Here is a 22,503-nt window from a genome sequence, read left to right as displayed (position 1 = left end):
TCAGAAATTTTCGAAAGATTTCAATGTTCCGCATAGACCGCACCGCCAACCGCCTCAGCAAGCTTGAGCGCACCAGCTTCTCCGAGGTCGGGTTCCGGGAACGGGAGCATCTCCAGGAATGGCTGGCCTCTATGCCCGACGCGCTCTGCGAGGCCATGAGCGAAGGCGAGGACGGTCTGCTGATCATCCAGAAGGAGTTCGACGGGTTCGACGGCACCCGCGAGCGGCTCGACCTGCTGGCGCTCGACCGGAACGGGCAGCTTGTCGTCATCGAGAACAAGCTGGACGATTCCGGCCGGGATGTCGTCTGGCAGGCCCTGAAATATGCAGCCTATTGCTCGAGCCTGAAGAAGGTCGAGATCGTGGGCATCTACCAGCAGTATCTCGACCGCCAGGGCGGCGGCGATGCGGCCGGGCTAATCTGCGAGTTCCTGGGAGAGGACACGCTGGATGAGGTCGTGCTGAACGACGGCACCAACCAGCGCGTCGTCTTCATCGCGGCGAATTTCCGACGCGAGGTCACGGCGACGGTGCTCTGGCTGCGCGAGCACCAGATCGACGCGCGCTGCGTCAAGGTCGTGCCTTACCGGTTCGGCGAGGAGATCTTCGTCGACCTCCAGCAGGTGATCCCGACGCCGGAGGCCGCCGACTACATGATCCGCATGGCTGAGAAGGACAGCGAGGAGAAGTCGGCCAAGGGCGCCCAGAAGTGGAGCCACCAGATGCGGCTCGAATTCTGGGAGCAGGCCCTGGAGGCGCTCCGTGCCGCCGGCCTGGAGCGATGGCAAAACATCACCCCTTCGCGCGATCACTGGTTGAACTCCAGCATCAGCGTCTCGGGCGTCACGCTGACCCTGATCTTCCTGCGGCATGAGGTGCGGGTTGAATTCCAGCTGAACCGGTCCGACCGGGACGAGAACAAGTGGCTCTTCGACCAGCTTGCCGAGAACAGGGACGCATATGAGCAGGCCGTCGGCGAGGAACTCGAGTGGCGCCGGATCGACGACAAGAAGGTCAGCATGGTTGTCTGCAAGACCTCTGTTCAGGGCTACAGCAAGGAGAACTGGCCAGAGATGATCGCCTGGCTGGTGGACCACTACCGGATGATGGACGAGGCCTTCTCCGAGCCCGTGCGGGGCCTGGCGGCGCGAATGAAGCCGGGTGGAGGCTCCTGATGGCCTGGAACTCGGAATCCGACCTCGAAGACTGGATGATGGGGAAGCTGGCCGGACTGGGCTATGCCGCCAACTCTGGCGCCGAGATCTCGCCCGAGAAACGTGACCCGGAGCGCCGCAGCTTTCACGAGGCCATCCTGCGGAAAGTCTTCGAGAAGGCCGTCCGGCGCCTCAACCCCGGGCTGCCCGACGGTGCGGTGCAGGAAGTGATGGCCCGCGTCACTGACGAGGTCTTTGTTGGCGACATGATGGCCGAAAACCGCCGCCTGCATGGCCTGATGACGGGCGGCGTCCCGATCACCTACTTCAGCCAGGGAGAGGAGCGCCACGAGCGGGCGCGCCTTATCGACTGGGGCGATCAGGACAACGCTTGGCAGGCCTTTAACCAAGTCGACATGGTCGGGCGGAACCCACGAATCCCGGATATCGTGATCTATCTGAATGGCCTGCCTTTGGTCGTGGTAGAGTTGAAGGGCACTGAGGGAGCCGACATCGAAGCGGCCTTCAACCAGATCGAAACCTACAAGGCCGACATCCCGAACCTGTTCAGGACCTCGGTTTTCTCGGTGATCTCCGACGGGCTGAACGCACGATACGGCACGCTCTCGGCCGGCCTCGACCGGTTCATGCGGTGGCGGACCATCGATGGCGAGACCATCCTGTCGGAGCGTGAGGGCCTCGCGCTGAACACGCTGACGGAGGGTCTGCTGAACCGGTCTGTTCTGCTCGACATGCTGCGCTGGTTCACGGTCTTCGAGGACGAGGGCAAGGGGCCGATCAAGAAGGCGGCCGGCTATCACCAATACCACGCGGTCCGTAAGGCCATGGAGTCGATCCTCGGGGCGCGCGGTGACGACGGTAAGGGCGGAGTAATCTGGCATACGCAGGGCTCTGGGAAGTCTCTGTTGATGACCTTTCTCGCCGGGCGAGCGATGCACCTGCCGGAGCTGGAGAATCCGACGGTTCTGGTGCTCACCGATCGCAACGACCTCGATAACCAGCTGTTCGCCACGTTCGGTCGATGCAAGGATCTGCTGGGCGAGACGCCGGTTCAGGCGGATAGCATTGAAGAGCTGAAGACGCTGCTGAACCGGCAGGTAGGCGGCATCGTATTTTCGACGATCCAGAAATTCCGCGCTGAGCGCGGCCAAGACTTCCCGGAGCTCACCAACCGCTCCAACGTCATCGTCATGGTCGACGAGGCCCATCGGACACAATACGGGTTCGACGCCAGGATGGACCAGAAGACCGGCGAGGTTCGCCATGGTCTGGCCCATCACCTGCGCACGGCCTTGCCGAATGCGGTCTATGTCGCTTTGACCGGCACACCGATCGAACTGGTCGGCGCGAACACGCGGTCGGTGTTCGGCGACTACATCGACGTCTACGACATCGCTCAGGCGGTCGAGGACGGCGCGACCGTGCCCATCTACTATGAAGGGCGTGTGGCCCGCGTAGAGATTGCTGAGGATCTGCGCGACAGCCTCGACGAGGAATTCGACGAGGCGACCGAGGCACTGGCTGAGGATGAAGCAGGGGCCGCCGCCAAGAAATGGTCTCAGGTCGAGAAACTGGTCGGCGCGGGCCCGCGTCTGGATGCAGTCGTCGCCGACATCCTGGAGCATTTCGATGCTCGTCTCGAGGCCATCGACGGCAAGGCGATGATCGTCTGCATGAGCCGCCGGATCTGCGTCGCGGTCTACGAGCGCATTGTCGCTGCCCGACCGGATTGGCATTCGGAAACCGACGAGACCGGCGCGGTGAAGGTCGTCATGACCGGAAGCGCCACCGATCCGCAGAATTTCCAGCCCCACGTTCGCAGCAAGGCGAAGCTGGAAGGCCTCAGGAAAAGATACAAGGATACGGGCGACCCGCTGAAGCTGGTGATCGTCCGTGACATGTGGCTAACCGGCTTCGACGCGCCCTGCATGCACACCCTCTACGTCGACAAGCCCATGAAGGGGCACGGATTGATGCAGGCGATTGCCCGGGTGAACCGGGTTTTTGCCGGGAAGCCCGCCGGACTTGTCGTCGACTACATCGGCCTTGCGGCTGATCTGAAGAAGGCCCTCGCGCACTATTCCCAAGGAGACCAGGCCCAGACGGGCGTCGACGAGCGCGAGGCAGTCGCAGCCTTCATGAGCGCGCTGGATGTCGCGCGTGGATTGTTCCATGGTTTCGATTACTCCCGCGTCCTCGGTGGCACGGCGGCGGATCGTATCGAGATCCTGCCAGCGGCGGCAAACCATGTTCTTTATCAGGCGCGTGCCGATGGGCAGGAAGATCACAAGGACTTCGGCAAGCGGTTTCTGGATGCCGTTGCAGCGCTCGCCAAGGCCTTCAAGCTGGCGGCCGGGTCGCCGGAAGCCAAGGAGCGCGCCGAAGAGGTGGCCTTCTTCCTGGCGGTGAGGTCCGCCCTGCAGAAGCTTGATGTGAAGGGAGGCGGGGGGCGGAACTCCTCACCTGACTTCGCGATCGAGCAGTTACTGAACCGGGCGGTAGCCTCGACCGAGGTCGTGGACATCCTTGAGGCGTGCGGGTTCGATCGCCCCGACATCAGCGTTCTGTCCGAGGAGTTCCTCCTCGAGATCCAGCACATGCAGCACAAGAATCTCGCCGTAGAAGCCCTGAAGAAGCTTCTGAACGGGGAGATCAAGGCGCGGACTCGGGGCAACGTGGTGCAAAACCAGAAGTTCTCCGAGCGCCTCACAAACGCGATCGCACGATACCACAACCGCAGCGTCGATGCCCTGTAGGTCATTCAGGAACTCATTGGCATGGCGAAGGACCTGAGAGCCGAGCCCGAGGACGACATGTCGGAGACGGAGCGGAGCTTCTACGACGCCTTGGCCCAGAACGAGAGCGCTGTCGAGGTGATGGACAATGACCAACTGAAGGTCATTGCGGCCGAACTCGTGACATCCGTCCGGGAAAATTCCGGCGTGGACTGGTGGCAGCGCGATGACGTGCGCGCGAAGATGCGCGTTGCCGTGAAGCGGATCCTTCGGCGCTATGGGTATCCCCCGGACTTGCAGGCCGAGGCGGTGAAGCTGGTCATCAAGCAGGCTGAGGCCATGGCACGCAGCATGTAGACCTCGAGATCGCCGTCTGGCGAGCAGAGGCCGATTTCCGGTTATTGGGGGTTTTACGTCAGCTTCTCCGGTTCTCCCGGTTCTCGGGAGAGAATATCAATATGGGCCAGAGGGTTGCAGCCCATCACCGTCTTTCATTGTGGCGTCAGACAGGAATTTTCTGGCCGTTTCGGCTCACATCGTGGCCCGGCAGGACAGTTGTCCGGATATCGGAGATGGGATTTCCTGAGGCAGGATAATCTTCGTGGCGATGCCGGACGATTTTATGTGAGTTGCGGCCAGTTTTGCGGTGGGTTCTGCATTTTTCGCGGCCCTGGATCGGAACCATCTCCTCTCCACCAAAAATAGGAGAGATCGATGTCCAAACCCAGCGAATTCCTCTGCACCGAGCGGTGCATCCAGCATATCGAAGACGCCCATCTTCCGCTATATGGGCTGCGTCTTGTCCACGCGTGCCATTACTTCGTCGATCAGACACCGGGCCTTTCGATGCAGAATATGGCCCTGCACCCGGACAGACACTACACCGTGCGCTGCCAGACCTTGCTGGAGGCGACCGGGACGCCCAACGCCAACGACTTCGACATGATTAAGGAAGGGGTCGAGTTCCTTCAGGGCGGCAAGATCTTCAGTCACCTTCACCTCCATGAGAACGGAAGGAAGCTAACTTTCCACTTCGCAAAGAGGTATGCGGATGATGCCGTCAGGAAAAAGGGCGACAAATTCGCGTTCGTGGATGTTGATCAGGTGCGAACCCTTAGGACACGGGAGCAAATCGAGTGCTATATGCGTGCCACTATGGTCCTGAGGAGCGATTTTCCGATGTTCGCGCTTTCATGGAGAGAGGACAGGGATGGGCCTTGGCTCCAAGCGAAGAAGTCATGGCTGTTGGCCGCGCGGCGAGTCGGGGAAAGGCTGGGGCTGGATTTTGTCATAATCCCGCGGATCAGCGTGGAGACTGACGAGATTGACCGGGTGCAGGTCAAACTGGTGCCGAAGGTATCGCGTTGGTCTCAAGGAAAGCTCTTTCCCCGCGATGGGCAGGGCGTGGTCGTTGTGGTCAATGGCAAGAGCGACACGCTGTCTCGCGCTGAACTGCGCACGCGGCGAAACTGGTGCAAGGCGGATCGGCCGTAGGCTTGCTTGGTAAGGTGGCTGTTCATTGTCCTCCAATGACCAAGGGGGCATCCAGAATCTCTGGATGCCCCCTTGGAGGTTCTTAGAGTCGGGCAAACAGGATCGGCCACCAGCGCCAGTCCGCATATTTGTCTCCGATCTGTTCCACATGAATATAGCGGGACAGGCTGCCATCCGGAGAGTGCCCAGTATACTTCATGACGACGTCACGGCTTCCACCGCCGAGTCCGATCTCGAAAAACCTCGAGATCGCCTCGTGGCGTAAATCGTGGAAGTGGAGGTCCTCGATGCCGAGGATCTGGCATGCTTCCGTGAAGAGGCGACTGATGGTGTCCGGGCTATAAGGAAAGACCCGGTCCTTCTTGCGAGGCATCGACAAAACGATTCTCATGCCCTCTGCCGTGACCCACGTTTCGATGTCGTTGCCCTGGGTCTGGCGCGGGTGTTTCATGTTTCGGATAATAAGGCGGGCCTTCTCTTCATCGAGGTCCCTCCAGGGAATGGAGCACAGTGCTTCCTGACGATGGGCGAGGGTGATCGCGCCGCCGATCACCTTGTGCATCGGAACGCTTCGGCGATTGGCCAGGTAGCGATTGTGGAAGTGGGTCAAAAGCCTGTCGAGCTCATCCAGCGTAGGCCGACGATTCCGAACCGCCGACCGAGCGACCATCCGCTGGTGCTTCAACGTGCGCATGGCACTCTCGAAGTCGCCGATCGGCATCTGGACCTTGCTGATCGGACCTCCGTAGGACACCACCGTGCGCAGCGTCGCCATGTAGCTGTTGACGGTTTGGGGCATGCGAGGCTTCAGGGCGTAATGCTCTGGACAGTCCGCCGCAGGGTTCGCCGGCGGGGCTTGCACGCCCCGCAGAAGATCCTGAGCCAGGCGGAAGAAGTCGTGTTCCCCGGTCTCCTCGACAATCATCTTACCGAAATCGAGTCGCTGGAGATACGCGAGATTTGCGGTCTTTGTCTTGCCGAACGCATCCGGCGAGGCGTCGCTGTATTCCTGGATGACGCCAGACCAAGTCTTGCGGTGCCGAGCCGCGACGGCCCGGTCGAGTGCGCCTTTGTCTTTCAGATCCCGCTCTGTTTTCTTCATCCACCGTTCCGCCGCCTGGCGGCTCGAGAACGTATCGCTGAGAGTGAGGACGATCTTGCCGCCTTTTTTCTTGCGGATCACCGCAGTGAAGCTCTTCGCGCCGTCTTTCTTCTGGCGCGCCATGATGGTACCCATCCGGGTCTCCTTTCGGGAAATCGTTGCCGATGGTCGGGAAATCGAACCGGGCGGCGCGCGGCGGCCGGAACTTTGTCCAGGGTTCGATATCTCGTCGATCCACCCGGCGGAGACCTCGCCTTCGCAGCGACGAGGCGAGGCTCCGGAGGAGGCGGAGAGCGGTGCAACAATTCGGGTCCGGTGCAACATTCTGTTGCACCACCCCGAAAAACGGGGGCAAAAGGCCCACAAATCGAGGAAGATCGGTCAGGTGACCATGAGCGCAGAGCCAGTAAAACAAGGGGTTTCGGACATCCGAAGGGCCGCGCGCTTAAGCGTTGCACCGATGATGGACTGGACCGATCGGCATTGCCGGGTGTTTCATCGGGGGATCTCGCGGCAGGCTTTGCTTTACACCGAGATGGTCACTGCGCCGGCGTTGGTGCGGGGGGGCGCCTTGCATCTGCTGGACCATGATCCGGTCGAACATCCGGTGGCGCTGCAGCTGGGGGGCTCGGACCCGGGCGAGCTGGCGCAGGCGGCCCGGCTGGGGCGCGAGGCCGGCTACGACGAGATCAACCTCAACTGCGGCTGCCCCTCGGACCGGGTGCAGTCGGGCACGTTCGGGGCGGTGCTGATGAAGCATCCCGCCACCGTGGTGGACTGCGTCAAGGCGATGATGGATGCCACCGGCGCCGAGGTCACGGTCAAATGCCGCATCGGCGTTGACGACCAGGATCCCGAGGAGGTGCTGCCGGAATTCCTCGGCCAGCTGGCGCAGGCGGGCTGCAAGCGGATCATCGTGCATGCGCGCAAGGCGTGGCTGAAGGGGCTCAGCCCCAAGGAAAACCGCGAGATCCCGCCGCTCGATTACGATCTGGTGCGGCGCATGCGGGCGCAGTTCCCGGGGCTGCACCTGTCGATCAATGGCGGGGTGGAGAACCTCGAACAGGCGCAGGCGCTGCTGGAGGACGGCTTCGACGGGGTGATGATCGGCCGGGCGGCCTATCACAAGCCGTGGGAGTGCCTGGCCGGGGCCGATGCGCGGCTCTGGCCGGACCGGCCGGCCTCGGGCATCACGGATCGGGCCGCGGCGGCGCGCGCCATGCTGCCCTATATCGAGCGCCACCTTGCCACGGGCGGCAAGCTGGGGCAGGTGACGCGGCACATGCTGGGCCTGTTCGCCGGCCAGCCCGGCGCGCGGCGCTGGCGGCAGATCCTGTCCGAGGGGGCCTCGGACCCGAAGGCCGGGCCAGAACTGGTCGAAGCGGCGCTGGCCGCCGTGACCCCGCAAGAGGTGATCTGACATGGACCTGTCCATCCTGCTGCCGCTTCTGGGGCTGCTGATGCTGGCCTCGGCCTTTGCCGGGGTGCTGGCCGGGCTTTTCGGGGTGGGGGGCGGCATCATCCTCGTGCCGGTCTTCTTCTTCGTCTTCCAGGGGCTGGGCTTTGACGGGCCGCAGATCATGCAGGTCTGCCTCGCCACTTCGCTGGCCTCGATCATCGTGACCTCGATCCGCTCGGTCCATGCCCACAACAAGCGCGGCGCGGTGGATTGGGAGATCCTGAAACGCTGGGCGCCGGGCATCGCGGCGGGCGCTGTGCTGGGCGTGCTGGTGGCGGCCGGGCTGCGCACCGCGGCGCTGGCGGTGATCTTCGGCGTGCTGGCGACGCTGGTGGGGCTCTACCTTGCGCTGGGCCGGCCGCATTGGCGGCTGGGCACCGAGATGCCGGGCGGCGTGACGCGGGCCGTGCTGTCGCCTGCCGTGGGCTTCCTGTCGGTGCTGATGGGGATCGGCGGGGGCAGTTTCGGCGTGCCGCTGATGACGCTCTACAGCGTGCCGATGCACCGGGCCGTGGCCACGGCGGCCGGGTTCGGGCTGTTGATCGCCGTGCCCTCGGTGCTGGGCTTTCTCATGGTCTCGATCGCCGAGGCGCCGCCGCTGACCGTGGGCGCCGTCAACTTGCCGGCGCTGGTGATCGCAGTCTCCATGACGCTGCTGACCACGCCGCTGGGCGCCCGGCTGGCCCATGCGCTGCCGGCGCTGACCCTGCGGCGCATCTTTGCCGTCTTCATCCTGATCGTGGCCGCCAACATGCTGCGCGAGGCGCTTTGGACCTGAGCGCCGCGGGTGGACCCGGCTGGCGCCGGTTCCCCGCCGATCCGCGCACGCTGGCCTGGGCGCGCGCCGCGCGGGTGGCCGGGCAGGCGGCGCTGGCCGATCCCGCGCTGCGCGCACGCTGGCTGGTCTGCGAGGGCACGTGGTTCGTGGGGGTCGATGCGCTGCCCAACGGGCCCGACGGCGCGCTGTCGGGCGTCCCGCTCGCCGGGCCCGCGATCGACGCGCTGGCGCCCCTGCCGCCGCTGCACCGGGCGCAGCTGTCGGTGACCTTCCCCGGCTACCCGCGCCCGCGCGAGGGCGAGGGCGCGGCGGGTTTCGGCTACCGGCTGCGGCGCGACGCGGCGCATGTGGACGGGATCCGGGCCGAGGGGCCGGAGCGCCGGCGCTTCCTGCGCGAGCCGCATGCCTTCATCCTGGGCCTGCCGCTGAACGCGGCCGATCCCGGTGCCAGCCCGCTGGTCGTCTGGGAGGGCAGCCACCACGTCATGGCCAAGGCGCTGCTCGCGGCGCTGGCCGCACGGCCCGACTTGCCGCCCGATCAGGTCGACGTGACCGAGGCCTACTTGGCCGCCCGCCGCCAATGCTTCGAGACCTGCCGCCGCGTGGAACTGCCCGCCCGGCCGGGCGAGGCGCTGCTGCTGCACAGGCTGGTCCTGCATGGCGTCGCGCCCTGGGCCGAGGGCGCGCGGGCCGGGCCCGAGGGAAGGATGATCGCCTATTTCCGCCCAGAGTTGTCGAGCGGCCTGCGCGACTGGCTGTCGGATCGCATGTAATGGCCCTTGATCCGCTGGATTGTTTCCCGAAGACGAACAGTTAACGAATTCATTAGGCGATCCTCTGGTCCGGACATATCCTCGGCCATCGATTTTTACGGGGGATTCCAATGTTTTCACTTCTGCTACTGCTGCCGTTGCTGCTGGTCGGCCTGCTCGTGGATTTCGGCGGGGGCGACGATGACGACGATGATGATCGCGACCGTGCGCAGCCGCCCGAGCCCGGCGAGGGCGATGACGTGCTGGACCTGGGCGACGGCAACGACTTCCTCTCGGCGCTGGCCGGCAACGATCTGGTCTATGCCGGGGACGGCGATGACGAGGTCTTCGGCGATGCCGGCAACGACACGCTGCGCGGCGAGGAGGGGGATGACCTCGCCTTCGGCGGCTCCGGGCTCGACAAGCTGGTCGGCGGCCCGGGCGATGACGTGCTGGAAGGCGAGGATGGTGACGACAAGGTCCTTGGCGAGGCCGGGGACGATGTGCTGGGCGGCGGCGCGGGCAATGACCTGCTGCGCGACGCGCTGGGCGACAACCTGTTCTATGGCGATGGTGGCGACGATACGCTCGAGGCCGGGGATGGCGACGACACGATGTTCGGCGGTCTCGGCAATGACAGCCTCGATGGTGAAGGCGGCGACAACGAGCTAGACGGCGGTCCCGGCGATGACACGCTGAACGCCGACGAGGGCTCCAACAGCCTGTCGGGTGGCGATGGCAACGACCTGATGCGCATCAACACCTATTCCGGTGGCAGCAGTTCGTTCAACTTCCTCGACGGCGGGCTGGACGATGACACGATGTCGGGCGGGCTGGGCGATGACGACCTGATGGGCGGGCTTGGCGATGACGAGATGTCGGGCAACAGCGGCGATGACATCCTGTTTGGCGACGAGGGGGCCGACATCCTGTCAGGCGACAATGGCGACGACTCGCTTTATGGCGGGATCGGCGAGGACGTGCTGGACGGCGGTCTGGGCAATGACCTCCTCGAAGGCGACGAGGATGACGACACGCTGAACGGGCAGGCGGGCAATGACACGCTGGCCGGCGGCGCGGGCGATGACGAGATGTCGGGCGGCGCGGGCGATGACGTGATGGCCGGCGAGGCCGGCAGCAACCAGATGCGCGGCGGCGATGGCGACGACACGATCCTCGGCGAGGGCGATGGCGACGAACTCTACGGCGAGGCGGGCGATGACAGCCTGCAGGCGCTGGGCGACGGTGCGCTGCTCGATGGTGGCACCGGGGCCGACACGCTGGACGCCAGCGGGGCCTTTGCCCAGTTGATTGGCGGCGTGGGCAATGACGTGCTGAGCTCCACCGGGACCGAGGCCCTGCTGCAGGGCGGCGAGGGTGACGACACACTGACCGGCGGCGATTCCGAGGACATTCTCGACGGCGGCACGGGCGATGACATCATCACCGGCAATGCCGGCGAGGCGCGCGGCGGCGATGGCGACGACATCATCGAGAACGCCTTCGAGGCCGATGGCGGCGCCGGCGACGATATCCTGACCGGGGTCTTCGCGGCCAGCGGCGGCGCGGGCAACGACTATATCGAGGTCGAGTTCTCGGCCGATGGCGGGGCCGGGCAGGACACGATCGACTTTGCCACCACCGATCTCGGAGTTTCGGTCTCGGGCGGGGCGGATGGCGACCTGTTCCAGTTGGATGCCGTGCTGCCGCAGGCGGATGCGGACAACGTGCCGGTTATCGACGATTTCGACTCGGACGGCGTGGATCGCGACGTGCTGTCGGTCCGTCTGGCCGCCGGGGTCGATCCCGACACGCTGATGGTCATGCCCGACCCCGAGGGTGGCACCGATGCGCTGCTGGCGCTGCCCGACGGGACCGACATCGTCTACCTTGCCCGCATTACGGATGGTCAGAACTCGGGCTTCAGCCTGAGTGACGTGGCGGTCACGCTCGAAGAGACGGCCTGACCCGGCCGGGCCGGCGGCTCAGCCGGTCCGCTTGGCCAGCCGCGCCGCGCGCCCGCCGCGGCGCTGCCGAAGCAGGTCCTGCCGCCCGGGCAGGTCCTGCATCACCGCGCGGCGCGCCTCGGGGCTCATCCGCGACCAGCCCGCGATCTCGTCGAGGCTGCGCAGACAGCCGGTGCAGATCCGCGCCTCGGGATGCACCACGCAGACCTTGATGCAAGGGCTTTCGATCTCGTCGCGTTTCCAGATCTCGTCGGTCATGGTCTCTCAGGTCGTCGTGTCGGACAAGTGCCGGAGCCGGTCCAGCGCTCCTTGCAGGATATACGAGGCGGCGACGTGGTCGATCACCTCGGCGCGACGCTTGCGTGTCGTATCCGCCTCAAGCAGGGCGCGTTCCGCCGCCACGGTGGACAGGCGCTCGTCCCAGAAGGTCACCGGCCCGTCCCAGAGCGCCGACAGGTTGCGCGCGAAGGCCCGGGTCGACTGGCAGCGCGGCCCCTCGCTGCCATCCATGTTGCGCGGCAGGCCCAGCACCAGCCCGGCGATGCGCCGCTCGGTCAGGATCTCGACCAGCCGCGCCGCGTCCTGGGTGAACTTGCGCCGCTTGATCGTCTCGAGCGGGGTGGCCACGCTGCGCAGCCCGTCCGACACGGCCACGCCGATCGTCTTGGTGCCAAGGTCCAGCCCGGCAAGGGCGGTCATCGGCGGCAGCGCCGCGGCGAAGCCTTCCATGTCGTCGTGGATCATGCCGCTCACTCGGTCAGCCCGGCCTGCCGCGCGGCGCGCGCCAGCACCTCCAGCGCGGCTTCGCTCTCGGCAAAGACGGATTGCGCCTCGGTCCAGATCGCGCTGGCCTGCTCGGTATCGCCCAGCACGCCCAGCGACGAGATCAGCCGCGCCCAGTCCTCGGGCGGGCCGCCCTCGGTTGCCAGCCGGTCGGAAAGCTGGCCGACCATGCCGCGGATCATCTGTTGCCGGTCCTCGGGCGACATGTCCTCGGCCGCCGCGATATCGGCGGCGCTGGGGCCGCGCGGGGCAGGGGCCTCGGGCAGCTGGTAGTCGCGCTCGCCGGCGCGGAAGGCCAGCTCCTCGATCTGGCTGCGGATCTGCGGCACCCAGGGCGCCTCGGGCCGGCTTTCGCGCAACAGCCGATCCCAGATGCGGAAGCCGATATCCGGCCGGCCGGTCTGCGCCATCAAGAGCCCGCCATAGAACCGCGCGACGCCGTTCTGCGGATCCATCTCAAGCGCCGTCTCGAAGGCGGCCTGCGCCTCGGGCGAGACATAGCCGCCGGCGGCCAGCACCATGAAATCGCCGAGATCGGCGTAATCCTGTGCCGTGGCGTCGTCGCCCTTGATCTCGATCACCCGGGCCTGCGCGGCATGGGCGGCCTTGAAATTGGCCATGTTGGCCTCGGATTGCGCCAGAAGGATGTGGCCACGCAGGTCATCGGGGCGTTCGGCCACCGCCTCGCGCAGCTTGGCGATCAGCTCGGCATAGCGCTCCGAGACCTCGACCGGGGCGCTGGCCGGCACACGGCCCTCGACCACCTCCTGCGCGGGGCGGTCGACCAGCATGTTTTGCGCCGCGGCGATCCGGGCCGAGCGCGGTACGTCGGGGAAGCCCGGCGCGCCGATCTGCAGGTAGAGCCCGAAGCCCCCGCCCACGAGGATCAGCGCCACGACCAGCGCCGCGACCGGCCCGGCCAGCCGCGGCTGGCCACTGCCATCGCCGCCCGCGCGCACCCGCGCATCGGCGGCCAGGATCCGGCGCGAGATCTCGGTCTTCAGCCGCTCGGCCTCGTCGGGGGCGATCTTGCCCCGGCTGGCATCGGCCTCGATCTCGGACAGCTGGTCGCGGTAGATCTTCAGGTCGAAGGCCTCGGCCGGGCCGGTTGCCCGCCGCCCGCGCAAGAGCGCCACCACCAGCGCGCCTGCCGAGACCAGCGCCACCGCCCCCGTCACGATCCAGAACATCATCTCGCCTCCGTCACCCTTTGTCCTTCCATCTATTACCGGGGGGATACGGAAAAAAGGGCAAATGCCGCCACCGCCACCCCATGTCGCAAGTCGCGACGAATGTGACGGTTGCAGGCGGCGCCGCGCGCGTGATTGTGTCCATCAAGACGTCACTGACCCCAGCCCGGATTCGAGCCCCGATGAAACGCTATTCCGCCTTTGCCCTCGTCCGCGAAGCCCTGAACGGCCACAAGGGCTGGGAGCGCGCCTGGCGCAACGCCCAGCCCAAGGCGCATTACGACGCGATCATCATTGGCGCGGGCGGCCACGGGCTGGCCACCGCCTATTACCTGGGCAAGAATTTCGGCATCACCAATGTCGCGATCCTTGAAAAGGGCTGGCTGGGCGGCGGCAATACCGGGCGCAACACCACGATCATCCGCTCGAACTACCTGCAGGATCCCTCGGCCGCGATCTACGAGAAGTCGCGCGCCTTGTACGAGACGCTCAGCCAGGAGCTGAACTACAATATCATGTTCAGCCCCCGCGGCGTGATGATGCTGGCCCAGACCGAGCACGAGGTGCGCGGCTACCGCCGGACCGCCCATGCCAACGCGCTGCAGGGGGTGTCGACCGAGTTCATCTCGCCCCGCCGCGTCAAGGAGCTGGTCCCGATCATCGAGCTGAACGGCCCGCGCTACCCGGTGCTGGGCGCGCTCTGGCAGGACCGCGCCGGCACCGCACGCCACGATGCGGTGGCCTGGGGCTATGCGCGCGCCTGCTCGGACATGGGCATGGACATCATCCAGAAATGCGAGGTCACCGGCATCACCCGCGAGGGCGGCCGCGTGACCGGCGTGCAGACCACCAAGGGCGACATCGCCTGCGACCGGCTGGGCATCGTCGTGGCGGGCCATTCCGGCGTGCTGGCCGAGATGGCGGGCTTTCGCCTGCCGGTGGAATCGGTGGCCCTGCAGGCGCTTGTCTCGGAACCGATCAAGCCCTGCATGGACGTGGTCGTCATGGCCAACACGGTGCATGGCTACATGAGCCAGTCCGACAAGGGCGAGATGGTGATCGGCGGCGGTGCGGACGGGTTCAACAACTACACCCAGCGCGGCTCCTTCCACCATATCGAGGAGACCGTGCGCGCGCTGGTCGAGACCTTCCCGATGATCTCGCGGCTCAAGATGCTGCGCCAATGGGGCGGCATCGTGGACATGACCGGCGACCGCTCGCCCATCCTGTCCAAGACGCCCATCGAAGGGGTCTTCATCAATTGCGGCTGGGGCACCGGCGGCTTCAAGGCGATCCCCGGCTCGGGCTGGGGCTTTGCCGAGCTGATGGCCAAGGGCACGTCCCCGCTGACGGACCCCTTCTCCCTGAACCGCTTCGGCGAGGGCCGCTTCATCGACGAAAGCGTCGCGGCGGGGGTGGCGCATTGACGAAGGTTTACCACAGACTGCTCGGCTGGCTGTTGGCCATATGCTTGCTCGCATGCCTGGTCCTGCTCGCGGCGTTCTCCCTGAAGTTTCTGCTGTCTGGCAATGCGTCGCAATTTCAGCGACTCGGCTCCTTGGTTGTCGCCTTCTCTGCGATCTCCTTCGGGAGCCTTCTCTGGGTCCTGCCCAAATTGCGGCAGCTGGTCACGGATCTTGCCCGGTATTCTCATATCGAACTGGTCGAAGAGGCCATCGCGCGGTCGGATACCGACGCTCTGGAAACGCTTGAGGCGACACGCAGAGACGGTCTGGTCGAGGCCAACACCGTGTCTGCTTTCGAAAGGATCGCTTTCCGCTGCAATCTTGCACTCGTCGTGATCGGAACGTTGCAGTGGGGCTACGGCGATCTCTTCACCTGCTGGGTCAATGGACAAGGCTGGAGAACATGTTGACCCGTCTCATCAATTTCCGACGCACAGCGGCTGTCAACACTTCAGATCCTTGCCGAAGTGACCCACAATTGTGGACCGCTGTCATCCGGCATCGACCCGGCGCCTCTGTGCGCATCGGTGAAAACCTGTTCGGCGCGTATCCCGTCCCGCGTGCTCTCAGTCTGTCGCGTCCGCCCCAGCGACAGATCGTGCTTCAGAAGCGTGGTCTTTCGGCGCCGTTTGTAGAGCGCAAACGCCCCGCCGACGATGATCGAGGTCGCAACGCCGTAGAGGATCCATTCCATGCCCAGATATTGTCTCACGGTAACCGACCGTTCAAGGCCATTGCTCGCCCGGAGGTTCTGACATGCTGATCCTGAAATGCCCCTATTGCGGGGTCATGGCCGACGAGACCGAGCTCTCCCCCGGCGGCGAGGCCCACCTGACCCGGCACGGCCCCGGCTCCGATGACACGGAGTTCGAAGCCTACCTCTTCATGCGCGAGAACCCCCGCGGCGTGCATTTCGAACGCTGGCGCCACGCCCATGGCTGCGGCAAGTGGTTCCACGCGGCGCGCTGCACGCAGACGCTCGAGGTCTTCGGCACCTATTCCGCGCAGACCACGCGCCCGCCGCAGGACCTGCTCGACACCATCTCGGAAAAACGCCCCGGCTGGCGCTGGAGGGATCTGGCCTGATGCGACTTTCATCTTTCCCGAAATACTCCCGCCGGAGGCTCCCGCCCCGTCCACAAGCAAAGGCTCCGCGATCATGAGCACGCGTCTTGCCACGGGCGGCCGCCTGACCGACCGCTCGGACCGCCTCGAGTTTACCTTCAACGGCAAGCGCCTGACCGGCTTTGCCGGCGACACGCTGGCCTCGGCGCTGCTGGCCAATGACCAGATGCTGGTCGGGCGCAGCTTCAAGTACCACCGCCCGCGCGGTGTGGTCGCCTCGGGCGCCGAAGAGCCCAACGCGCTGGTCAATCTGGGCACCGGCGACCGGGTGGAGCCCAACCAGCGCGCCACCACGACCGAGCTGTTCCACGGGCTGAGCGCCACCAGCCAGAACCACTGGCCCTCGCTCGAACATGATATCGGGGCGCTGAACGGGCTGGTCGCGCCGGTGCTGACGGCCGGGTTCTACTACAAGATGTTCATCCATCCCCGCCCGTTCTGGAAGCATATCTACGAGCCCTTCATCCGCCAGTCCGCGGGGCTGGGCCGGGCGCCCGATCCGGAAGCGCGCGATCCCGACACCTACGAGCATGTCCACGCCCATGTGGACGTGCTGGTGCTGGGCGGCGGCGTGGCCGGGCTGCAGGCGGCGCATGCCGCGGGCGCGGCCGGGGCGCAGGTCCTGCTGCTGGAACAGAGCCCGCATCTTGGCGGCCGCGCCCCGGTGGATGGCGGCACGATCGACGGGCAGGATCCCGAGGCCTGGGTCGAGGCCACCGTTGCCGCGCTGAAGGCGATGGACAATGTCGACATCCGCACCCGCACCATGGGCGCGGGGATCTACGATCACGGCTACGTGCTGGGCTACGAGCGGCTGAACGATCACGCGCCCTGGCTGGCCGGGCCGCGCCACCGGCTGTGGCGCATCCGGGCCGGGCAGGTCGTCACCGCGACCGGCGCCATCGAGCGGCCGCTCAGCTTTGCCGGCAATGACGTGCCGGGGGTCATGCTGGCCTCGGCCATGCGCGATTACCTGGTCAATTACGGCGTCGCGGCGGGTGATCGCACCGTGGTCGTGACCAACAATGACGATGCCTACCGCACCGCGATCATCCTGAAGCAGGCCGGGCTGGACGTGCCGGCCATCCTCGATGCACGCGAGTATGGCGGCGGCGCGCTGGCCGCCGAGGCGCGCGCCCTGGGCATCCGGGTCGAGCAGGGCCGCGCCATTGCTAAGGTGCAGGGCGGCAAGCGCGTCACCGGCGTGGCGATCTGCGCGCAGGCCGGTGCCGGCGGGTTGCTGGAAGAGATCCCCTGCGACGCAGTGGCCATGTCGGGCGGCTGGTCGCCGGTGGTACATCTGTGGTCGCATTGCGGCGGCAAGCTGCTCTGGGACGATGCGCAGGCCATGTTCCGCCCCGATCCCGACCGCGCCCCCACCGGCGCCGACGGTGCGCCCATGCTGCGCGTGGCCGGGGCAGCGAACGGGTTCCTGCGGCTGGGCGACACGCTGCGCGATGCCGAGGCGCAGGGCCGGGAGGCCGCGGCGGCGCTGGGCTTCACGCCCGGGGCAGGGGCCGCCCCCGCGGCCGAGGCCACCGAGGAGGCGCCGCTCGCCCCGGTCTGGCTGATGCCGCAGGGCGCGCGGGACGATCTGCGCAAGAAGGCCTGGCTGGACTACCAGAACGACGTCAAGGTCTCGGACGTGCAGCTGGCCGCGCAGGAGGGCTTCGAGAGCGTCGAGCACACCAAGCGCTATACCACGCTGGGCATGGCCACCGACCAGGGCAAGCTGAGCAATATCAACGGGTTGGCGACGCTGTCTCGCGCGCTGGGCGAAGAGATCCCGCAGGTCGGCACCACTACGTTCCGCCCGCCCTACACGCCGATCTCGATGGGCGCCATCGCGGGCGAGGCCAAGGGCAAGCTGTTCCAGCCGATCCGCAAGACGCCGCTGCATGACTGGCACGAGGCGCACGGCGCCCATTGGGAGCCGGTCGGCCAGTGGCGCCGCCCCTATGCCTATCCGCAGCCGGGCGAGAGCGTGCATGACGCGGTGATGCGCGAGGTGACCGCCACGCGTACCGGGCTGGGCCTGCTCGATGCCTCGACGCTGGGCAAGATCCTCGTCAAAGGGCCGGATGCGGGCCGTTTCATGGACATGATGTACACCAACATGATGTCCACGCTGAAACCGGGGCGCTGCCGCTACGGGCTGATGTGTTCCGAGAACGGTTTCCTGATCGACGACGGCGTGGTGGCGCGGATCGACGACCAGACCTTCCTCTGCCACACCACGACCGGCGGCGCCGACCGGATCCATGCCCATATGGAGGAATGGTTGCAGACGGAGTGGTGGGACTGGCAGGTCTACACCGCCAACCTGACCGAGCAATATGCCCAGATCGCCGTGGTCGGCCCCAAGGCCCGCGCCGTGCTGGACAAGCTGGGCGGGATGGACCTGTCGGCCGAGGCGCTGCCCTTCATGGGCTGGGCCGAGGGCACGCTGGGAGGGCTGCCGGCGCGGGTCTTCCGCATCTCCTTCTCGGGCGAGCTGAGCTTCGAGGTCGCGGTGCCGGCCCATCGCGGCCGCGCGCTGTGGGAGAGGCTGCACGAGGCGGGGGCCGAGTTCGGCGCCACGCCCTACGGCACCGAGGCGCTGCACATCATGCGGGCCGAGAAGGGCTTCATCATGATCGGCGACGAGACCGACGGCACCGTGATCCCGCAGGACCTGGGCCTGCACTGGGCGATCTCGAAGAAGAAGGACGACTACCTAGGCAAGCGGGCCCAGGCGCGCAGCCACATGACCGATCCCGACCGCTGGCAGCTGGTCGGGCTCGAGACGCTGGAGGGCGGCGTGCTGCCCGACGGCGCCTATGCCGTGGCGCCGGGCCGTAACGCCAACGGCCAGCGCAACACGCAAGGCCGCGTGACCTCGTCCTATCATTCGCCCACGCTGGGCCGGGGCATCGCCATGGGTCTGGTCCATAAGGGCCCCGAGCGCATGGGCGAAGAGATCGCCTTTGCCATGGAGGATGGCGAGACGATGATGCGGGCGCGGATCGTCAGCCCGGTCTTCTTCGATCCGGACGGGGAGAAACAGAATGTCTGACGCGCTTCTGCCGCTGGGCGGCGCCGCCTTCGAGGGCATCGTCACCATCCGCGAGACCGGCCCGCAGGGCATGATCCAGCTGCGCGGCGACCTCTCGGATCCCGGGCTGGCCGCCGCGGTCGAGCAGGCCTCGGGCGCTGCCATGCCCGCCCCACTGGGCGCGCATGTGACCGGGCCGCGCGGGCTGCTGTGGATGTCGCCGGACGAGCTGATGGTGCTGGTGCCCTATGCCGATGCCGCGCGCACCGTGGCCGAGCTGGGCCGGGCACTGGGCGACCGCCACGCGCTTGTGGCCGATGTCTCGGATGCGCGGGCGCATTTCACGGTCGAGGGCGCGCATCTGCGCGACGTGCTGGCCAAGCTGACCCCGGCCGACATGCGCCGCGAGGCGCTGGCCCCGGGCACGCTGCGCCGCACGCGGCTGGCACAGGTCGCCGCGGGGCTGTGGCTGCGCGACCCGCTGACGGCGCAGGTCTTCTGTTTCCGCTCGGTGGCGGGCTACATGTTCGACCTGCTGAGCGCGGCCGCGTCCGAGGGCAGCGAGGTGTTCCACCACCGCGCCTGATTGCCGCCTTGCACGGGGCGGGCGCCGCGCCGATAGTGGCGCCTTACCCCAGCGATGGAGCGCCCGTGCCCCGCCTTGCCCTGAGCCATGTCCTGATCGGGGCCGCTGCCGCGCTGGCCGCGCCGCCGGCCGCCGCGACCATCATGACCTATGAATGCCACGTGCGGCACACCGATGCGCGCGAGGTGATCCAGCCGCTGATCTTCATCGCCCATGACGATGACGACGACCGCGTCGTCGTCTCGGACGCGGCGATCCTGGGCTTCAACGCGGGCCAGCCCGTCGAGGGGCGGCTGGTGGTCGAGAACGATGCCCGCGTCACCGTGGCCTGGGAGGTCGACATGCGCATCGGGTCGCGCACCGTGACCATGCGTTACCGCGCCACGGTGGTGAAGGGCTCGCACGCGTTCAACGTCGTGGCCCAGCCCAAGGGCTATTCCAACATCTTTTCCCGGGGCGGACGTTGTGTCGTGAAGAAACTATCCGAGTGATCCGCGCGTTTGTCCTGTGACGCAAGGCTTGACCTTGCCGCCTGACAGAGACACGTAAGAGCGTGACTATACGCCACATCACGAAAGGGGTGAGACCATGGCTTTCGAACTTCCCGATCTTCCGTATGCCCACGACGCGCTGGCGTCCAAGGGCATGAGCCAGGAGACGCTGGAATACCACCACGACATTCACCACAAGGCCTATGTCGACAACGGCAACAAGCTGATCGCCGGCACCGAGTGGGAAGGCAAGTCGGTCGAGGAGATCGTCAAGGGCACCTACCAGGCCGGCGCCGTGGCGCAGTCGGGCATCTTCAACAATGCCTCGCAGCACTGGAACCACACCCAGTTCTGGGAAATGATGGGCCCGGGCACCAACGAGATGCCGAGCGAGCTGGAAAGCCGCATCAAGGATGCCTTCGGCACGGTCGACAAGTTCAAGGAAGAATTCTCGGCCGCGGGCGCGGGCCAGTTCGGCTCGGGCTGGGCTTGGCTGGTCGTCGACACCGACGGCACGCTGAAGGTCACCAAGACCGAGAACGGCGTGAACCCGCTCTGCTTCAACCAGACTGCGCTGCTGGGCTGTGACGTGTGGGAGCATTCCTACTACATCGACTTCCGCAACAAGCGTCCGGCCTACCTGGCCAACTTCCTCGACAACCTGGTGAACTGGGAAAACGTGGCCTCGCGCCTGTAAGGCGCTGTCGCCAGACCGGTTTTCTCGAAGGGCGGCCCTCGGGTCGCCCTTCCTGCTTTTCCGGGGGCCATGCCGTGCGGGCCGGTCCGCCCGGTGGATTGCAGCCCGCTGCGCCGCGCGCTAGGCAGTGGCGGTCACTGAACCGGAGCCCCCATGACCCCCCAGCTTCAAGGCATCCTCGCGATGGTCGGCGCCTGCACGATCTGGGGGCTGTCTCCGATCTACTACAAGCTTCTCGCCCATGTCCCGCCGCTGGAGCTGCTGGCGCATCGCACCTTCTGGTCGCTGGTCGTCTTTGCCGGGCTGCTGACCCTCCAGGGCCGGCTGGGACGGCTGCGCGCGGCGCTGTCCTCGGTCCGGGCCGCGGGGATCGTGGGGTTCGCGGCGCTGATGATCTCGGCCAACTGGTTCCTGTTCATCTACTCGGTCCAGATCGACCATGTGACCGAGACCTCGCTGGGCTACTACATGTTCCCGCTGGTTGCCGTCGTCCTGGGCGTGATCGTACTGGGCGAGCGCCTGGCGCCGCTGCAATGGCTGGCCGTGGGGCTGGCCGCGCTTGGCGTGGCGCAGCTGGCCTGGGGGCTGGGCGCGGCACCGTGGATCTCGCTCTGCATCGCGATGACCTTCGGCATGTACGGGCTGGTCAAGAAGCGGCTGCAGGTCGGCGCCGTGGTCTCGGTCACCGCCGAGGTGCTGCTGCTCTCGCCGCTGGCGCTGGGCTGGCTGGCGCTGCTGCATTCGGACGGGCAGGGGGTCTTTGGCGGCGATGCCGCGACCACCGGGCTGCTCGTCCTGTCGGGCCTGCTGACCGCGCTGCCCCTGATCCTATTCTCCTTCGCGGCGCAGCGGGTGAACATGGCGACGGTCGGGCTGCTGCAATATCTCAACCCCACGCTGCAGTTCTTCTGCGCCGTGGTCATCTTCGGCGAGTTGATCACGCCCTGGCACATGATCGCCTTCGGGCTGATCTGGGTGGCGCTGGCGCTCTACTCGGCGACCTCGCTGTCGCAGGAAAGGGCGCGGCGCAGGCGGGCCATGACCTCCTGAGCGTTGCGGCCGGCCTCGACGAACTCCAGAAGCGAGGCCCCGGCGAAGCCGGTCGCGACCACGTGGTCCAGCAGGCCCTTGAGCGCCCCCCAGTAGCCGGCCACGTCCATCAGCACGATGGTCTTGGCATGCAGGCCCAGCTGGCGCCATGTCAGAACCTCGAAGAACTCGTCCAGCGTGCCGGCGCCGCCGGGCATCACCACCACCGCGTCGGCATTCATCAGCATGACCTTCTTGCGCTCATGCATCGTCTCGGTGACGACGAAGCGCGTCAGGTCGGTCTTGCCGACTTCCATCTGCACAAGGTGCTGGGGGATCACGCCGAAGGTCTCGCCGCCCGCCGATTGCGCCGCGCGTGCCACGCTGCCCATCAGCCCGACATCGCCCGCCCCGTAGACCAGCCGCCAGCCGGCCCCGGCGATGGCCTGTCCCAGCGCCTCGGCCTCGCGGGTGAAGGCCGGGTCGGTGCCGGCACGTGCGCCGCAATAGACACAGATCGAGAAGGCAGGCATCAGGGGGGCTCCGAAATGGTTGAAAATTGGGGTTTTGACCCCTGATAACGCGGCTGATATACACTCTCAATCGCGGATCCGTCAGGCTGGGGGGCAGGGCAGGCGCG

General features: G+C 66.4%; 20 protein-coding genes and 1 pseudogene. 15 read left to right on the top strand and 6 right to left on the bottom strand.

Annotated features, from left to right (window positions below; genetic code table 11):
* Nucleotides 1–23 precede the first annotated feature (23 nt).
* From AVJ23_RS19800 to AVJ23_RS19790, 3 genes and pseudogenes are all read left to right on the top strand, one after another.
* Complete coding sequence (locus AVJ23_RS19800) at nucleotides 24–1,175, top strand: DUF4268 domain-containing protein (RefSeq protein ID WP_058863965.1); 1,152 nt, start codon at nucleotides 24–26, stop codon at nucleotides 1,173–1,175.
* Nucleotides 1,175–4,267: pseudogene (locus tag AVJ23_RS19795) on the top strand (type I restriction endonuclease subunit R). The gene AVJ23_RS19800 and the pseudogene AVJ23_RS19795 overlap by 1 nt, the downstream one beginning before the upstream one ends.
* A 357-nt stretch (nucleotides 4,268–4,624) precedes the next feature.
* Nucleotides 4,625–5,404 (top strand): hypothetical protein, encoded by a 780-nt coding sequence (locus tag AVJ23_RS19790; protein ID WP_058863964.1) that lies wholly within the window; start codon nucleotides 4,625–4,627, stop codon nucleotides 5,402–5,404.
* A gap of 82 nt (nucleotides 5,405–5,486) precedes the next feature.
* Here AVJ23_RS19790 and AVJ23_RS19785 read toward each other — a convergent pair whose 3' ends face one another.
* On the bottom strand, nucleotides 5,487–6,641 hold the full coding sequence (locus AVJ23_RS19785; RefSeq protein ID WP_058863963.1) for a tyrosine-type recombinase/integrase: 1,155 nt from the start codon (nucleotides 6,639–6,641) through the stop codon (nucleotides 5,487–5,489).
* Between the two features lie 256 nt (nucleotides 6,642–6,897).
* On the opposite strand from AVJ23_RS19785, the gene dusA reads away from it, so the two are divergent.
* The 4 genes from dusA to AVJ23_RS23510 all read left to right on the top strand — a co-directional run bounded on the left by dusA (nucleotide 6,898) and on the right by AVJ23_RS23510 (nucleotide 11,462).
* Nucleotides 6,898–7,926 carry a tRNA dihydrouridine(20/20a) synthase DusA gene (gene dusA, locus AVJ23_RS19780; RefSeq protein WP_084794790.1) on the top strand — a complete coding sequence of 343 codons (1,029 nt, stop codon included), beginning with the start codon at nucleotides 6,898–6,900 and terminating at the stop codon, nucleotides 7,924–7,926.
* 1 nt (nucleotide 7,927) lies between these two features.
* A complete protein-coding gene (locus tag AVJ23_RS19775) occupies nucleotides 7,928–8,743 on the top strand; it encodes a sulfite exporter TauE/SafE family protein (protein ID WP_058863961.1) in 816 nt (271 codons plus the stop codon).
* Entirely contained in the window at nucleotides 8,734–9,516 is a 783-nt protein-coding gene (locus tag AVJ23_RS19770) for a hypothetical protein (protein ID WP_437176759.1), read from the top strand. Before AVJ23_RS19775 ends, AVJ23_RS19770 begins: the two co-directional genes overlap by 10 nt.
* 110 nt (nucleotides 9,517–9,626) lie before the next feature.
* Nucleotides 9,627–11,462: a calcium-binding protein gene (locus AVJ23_RS23510; RefSeq protein WP_058863960.1), complete on the top strand. Its 1,836-nt coding sequence runs from the start codon at nucleotides 9,627–9,629 to the stop codon at nucleotides 11,460–11,462.
* A gap of 18 nt (nucleotides 11,463–11,480) precedes the next feature.
* Here the strand turns inward: AVJ23_RS23510 and AVJ23_RS19760 are convergent, their stop codons facing one another.
* From AVJ23_RS19760 to ccmI, 3 genes are read right to left on the bottom strand one after another with little or no spacing between them, the layout of a single operon-like run.
* Entirely contained in the window at nucleotides 11,481–11,720 is a 240-nt protein-coding gene (locus AVJ23_RS19760) for a DUF1289 domain-containing protein (protein WP_058863959.1), read from the bottom strand.
* A 6-nt stretch (nucleotides 11,721–11,726) separates the two neighbouring features.
* Nucleotides 11,727–12,206: a Holliday junction resolvase RuvX gene (gene ruvX, locus AVJ23_RS19755; protein WP_058863958.1), complete on the bottom strand. Its 480-nt coding sequence runs from the start codon at nucleotides 12,204–12,206 to the stop codon at nucleotides 11,727–11,729.
* A gap of 5 nt (nucleotides 12,207–12,211) precedes the next feature.
* The gene (gene ccmI, locus AVJ23_RS19750) at nucleotides 12,212–13,438 is read right to left on the bottom strand and encodes a c-type cytochrome biogenesis protein CcmI (protein WP_058863957.1); all 1,227 of its coding nucleotides are present in this window, start codon (nucleotides 13,436–13,438) and stop codon (nucleotides 12,212–12,214) included.
* A gap of 179 nt (nucleotides 13,439–13,617) precedes the next feature.
* Between ccmI and AVJ23_RS19745 the strand changes: the two genes are divergently transcribed.
* A complete protein-coding gene (locus AVJ23_RS19745) occupies nucleotides 13,618–14,862 on the top strand; it encodes a sarcosine oxidase subunit beta family protein (RefSeq protein WP_058863956.1) in 1,245 nt (414 codons plus the stop codon).
* A complete protein-coding gene (locus AVJ23_RS19740; protein ID WP_058863955.1) occupies nucleotides 14,859–15,311 on the top strand; it encodes a hypothetical protein in 453 nt (150 codons plus the stop codon). The genes AVJ23_RS19745 and AVJ23_RS19740 overlap by 4 nt, the downstream gene beginning before the upstream one ends.
* A 41-nt stretch (nucleotides 15,312–15,352) precedes the next feature.
* On the opposite strand, the gene AVJ23_RS19735 is transcribed toward AVJ23_RS19740, so the two are convergent.
* Nucleotides 15,353–15,595, bottom strand: a complete 243-nt coding sequence (locus tag AVJ23_RS19735) for a hypothetical protein (protein ID WP_058863954.1) — start codon at nucleotides 15,593–15,595, stop codon at nucleotides 15,353–15,355.
* 62 nt (nucleotides 15,596–15,657) lie between these two features.
* Here AVJ23_RS19735 and AVJ23_RS19730 point away from each other — a divergent pair, with 62 nt between their 5' ends.
* The 6 genes from AVJ23_RS19730 to rarD all read left to right on the top strand — a co-directional run bounded on the left by AVJ23_RS19730 (nucleotide 15,658) and on the right by rarD (nucleotide 21,884).
* Nucleotides 15,658–15,987: a sarcosine oxidase subunit delta gene (locus tag AVJ23_RS19730; protein ID WP_058863953.1), complete on the top strand. Its 330-nt coding sequence runs from the start codon at nucleotides 15,658–15,660 to the stop codon at nucleotides 15,985–15,987.
* 73 nt (nucleotides 15,988–16,060) lie between these two features.
* Nucleotides 16,061–19,081, top strand: a complete 3,021-nt coding sequence (locus AVJ23_RS19725) for a sarcosine oxidase subunit alpha family protein (RefSeq protein ID WP_058863952.1) — start codon at nucleotides 16,061–16,063, stop codon at nucleotides 19,079–19,081.
* Entirely contained in the window at nucleotides 19,074–19,646 is a 573-nt protein-coding gene (locus tag AVJ23_RS19720; RefSeq protein WP_058863951.1) for a sarcosine oxidase subunit gamma, read from the top strand. Before AVJ23_RS19725 ends, AVJ23_RS19720 begins: the two co-directional genes overlap by 8 nt.
* Before the next feature lie 65 nt (nucleotides 19,647–19,711).
* Nucleotides 19,712–20,137 carry a hypothetical protein gene (locus tag AVJ23_RS19715; protein WP_058863950.1) on the top strand — a complete coding sequence of 142 codons (426 nt, stop codon included), beginning with the start codon at nucleotides 19,712–19,714 and terminating at the stop codon, nucleotides 20,135–20,137.
* Nucleotides 20,138–20,234: 97 nt separating this feature from the next.
* Entirely contained in the window at nucleotides 20,235–20,834 is a 600-nt protein-coding gene (locus AVJ23_RS19710) for a superoxide dismutase (RefSeq protein ID WP_058863949.1), read from the top strand.
* Nucleotides 20,835–20,987: 153 nt separating this feature from the next.
* On the top strand, nucleotides 20,988–21,884 hold the full coding sequence (gene rarD / locus AVJ23_RS19705) for an EamA family transporter RarD (protein WP_058863948.1): 897 nt from the start codon (nucleotides 20,988–20,990) through the stop codon (nucleotides 21,882–21,884).
* Here the strand turns inward: rarD and AVJ23_RS19700 are convergent.
* Nucleotides 21,824–22,396, bottom strand: coding sequence for an LOG family protein (locus AVJ23_RS19700; RefSeq protein WP_058863947.1), 573 nt, complete (start codon nucleotides 22,394–22,396; stop codon nucleotides 21,824–21,826). The genes rarD and AVJ23_RS19700 overlap by 61 nt on opposite strands.
* Nucleotides 22,397–22,503 lie beyond the last annotated feature (107 nt).

This window comes from Pseudoponticoccus marisrubri (assembly GCF_001482405.1).
In the GTDB taxonomy this organism is placed as follows: domain Bacteria; phylum Pseudomonadota; class Alphaproteobacteria; order Rhodobacterales; family Rhodobacteraceae; genus Pseudoponticoccus; species Pseudoponticoccus marisrubri.
The sequence above is the reverse complement of the archived record's forward strand: the minus strand, read 5'-3'. Positions and strand labels throughout refer to the sequence as shown.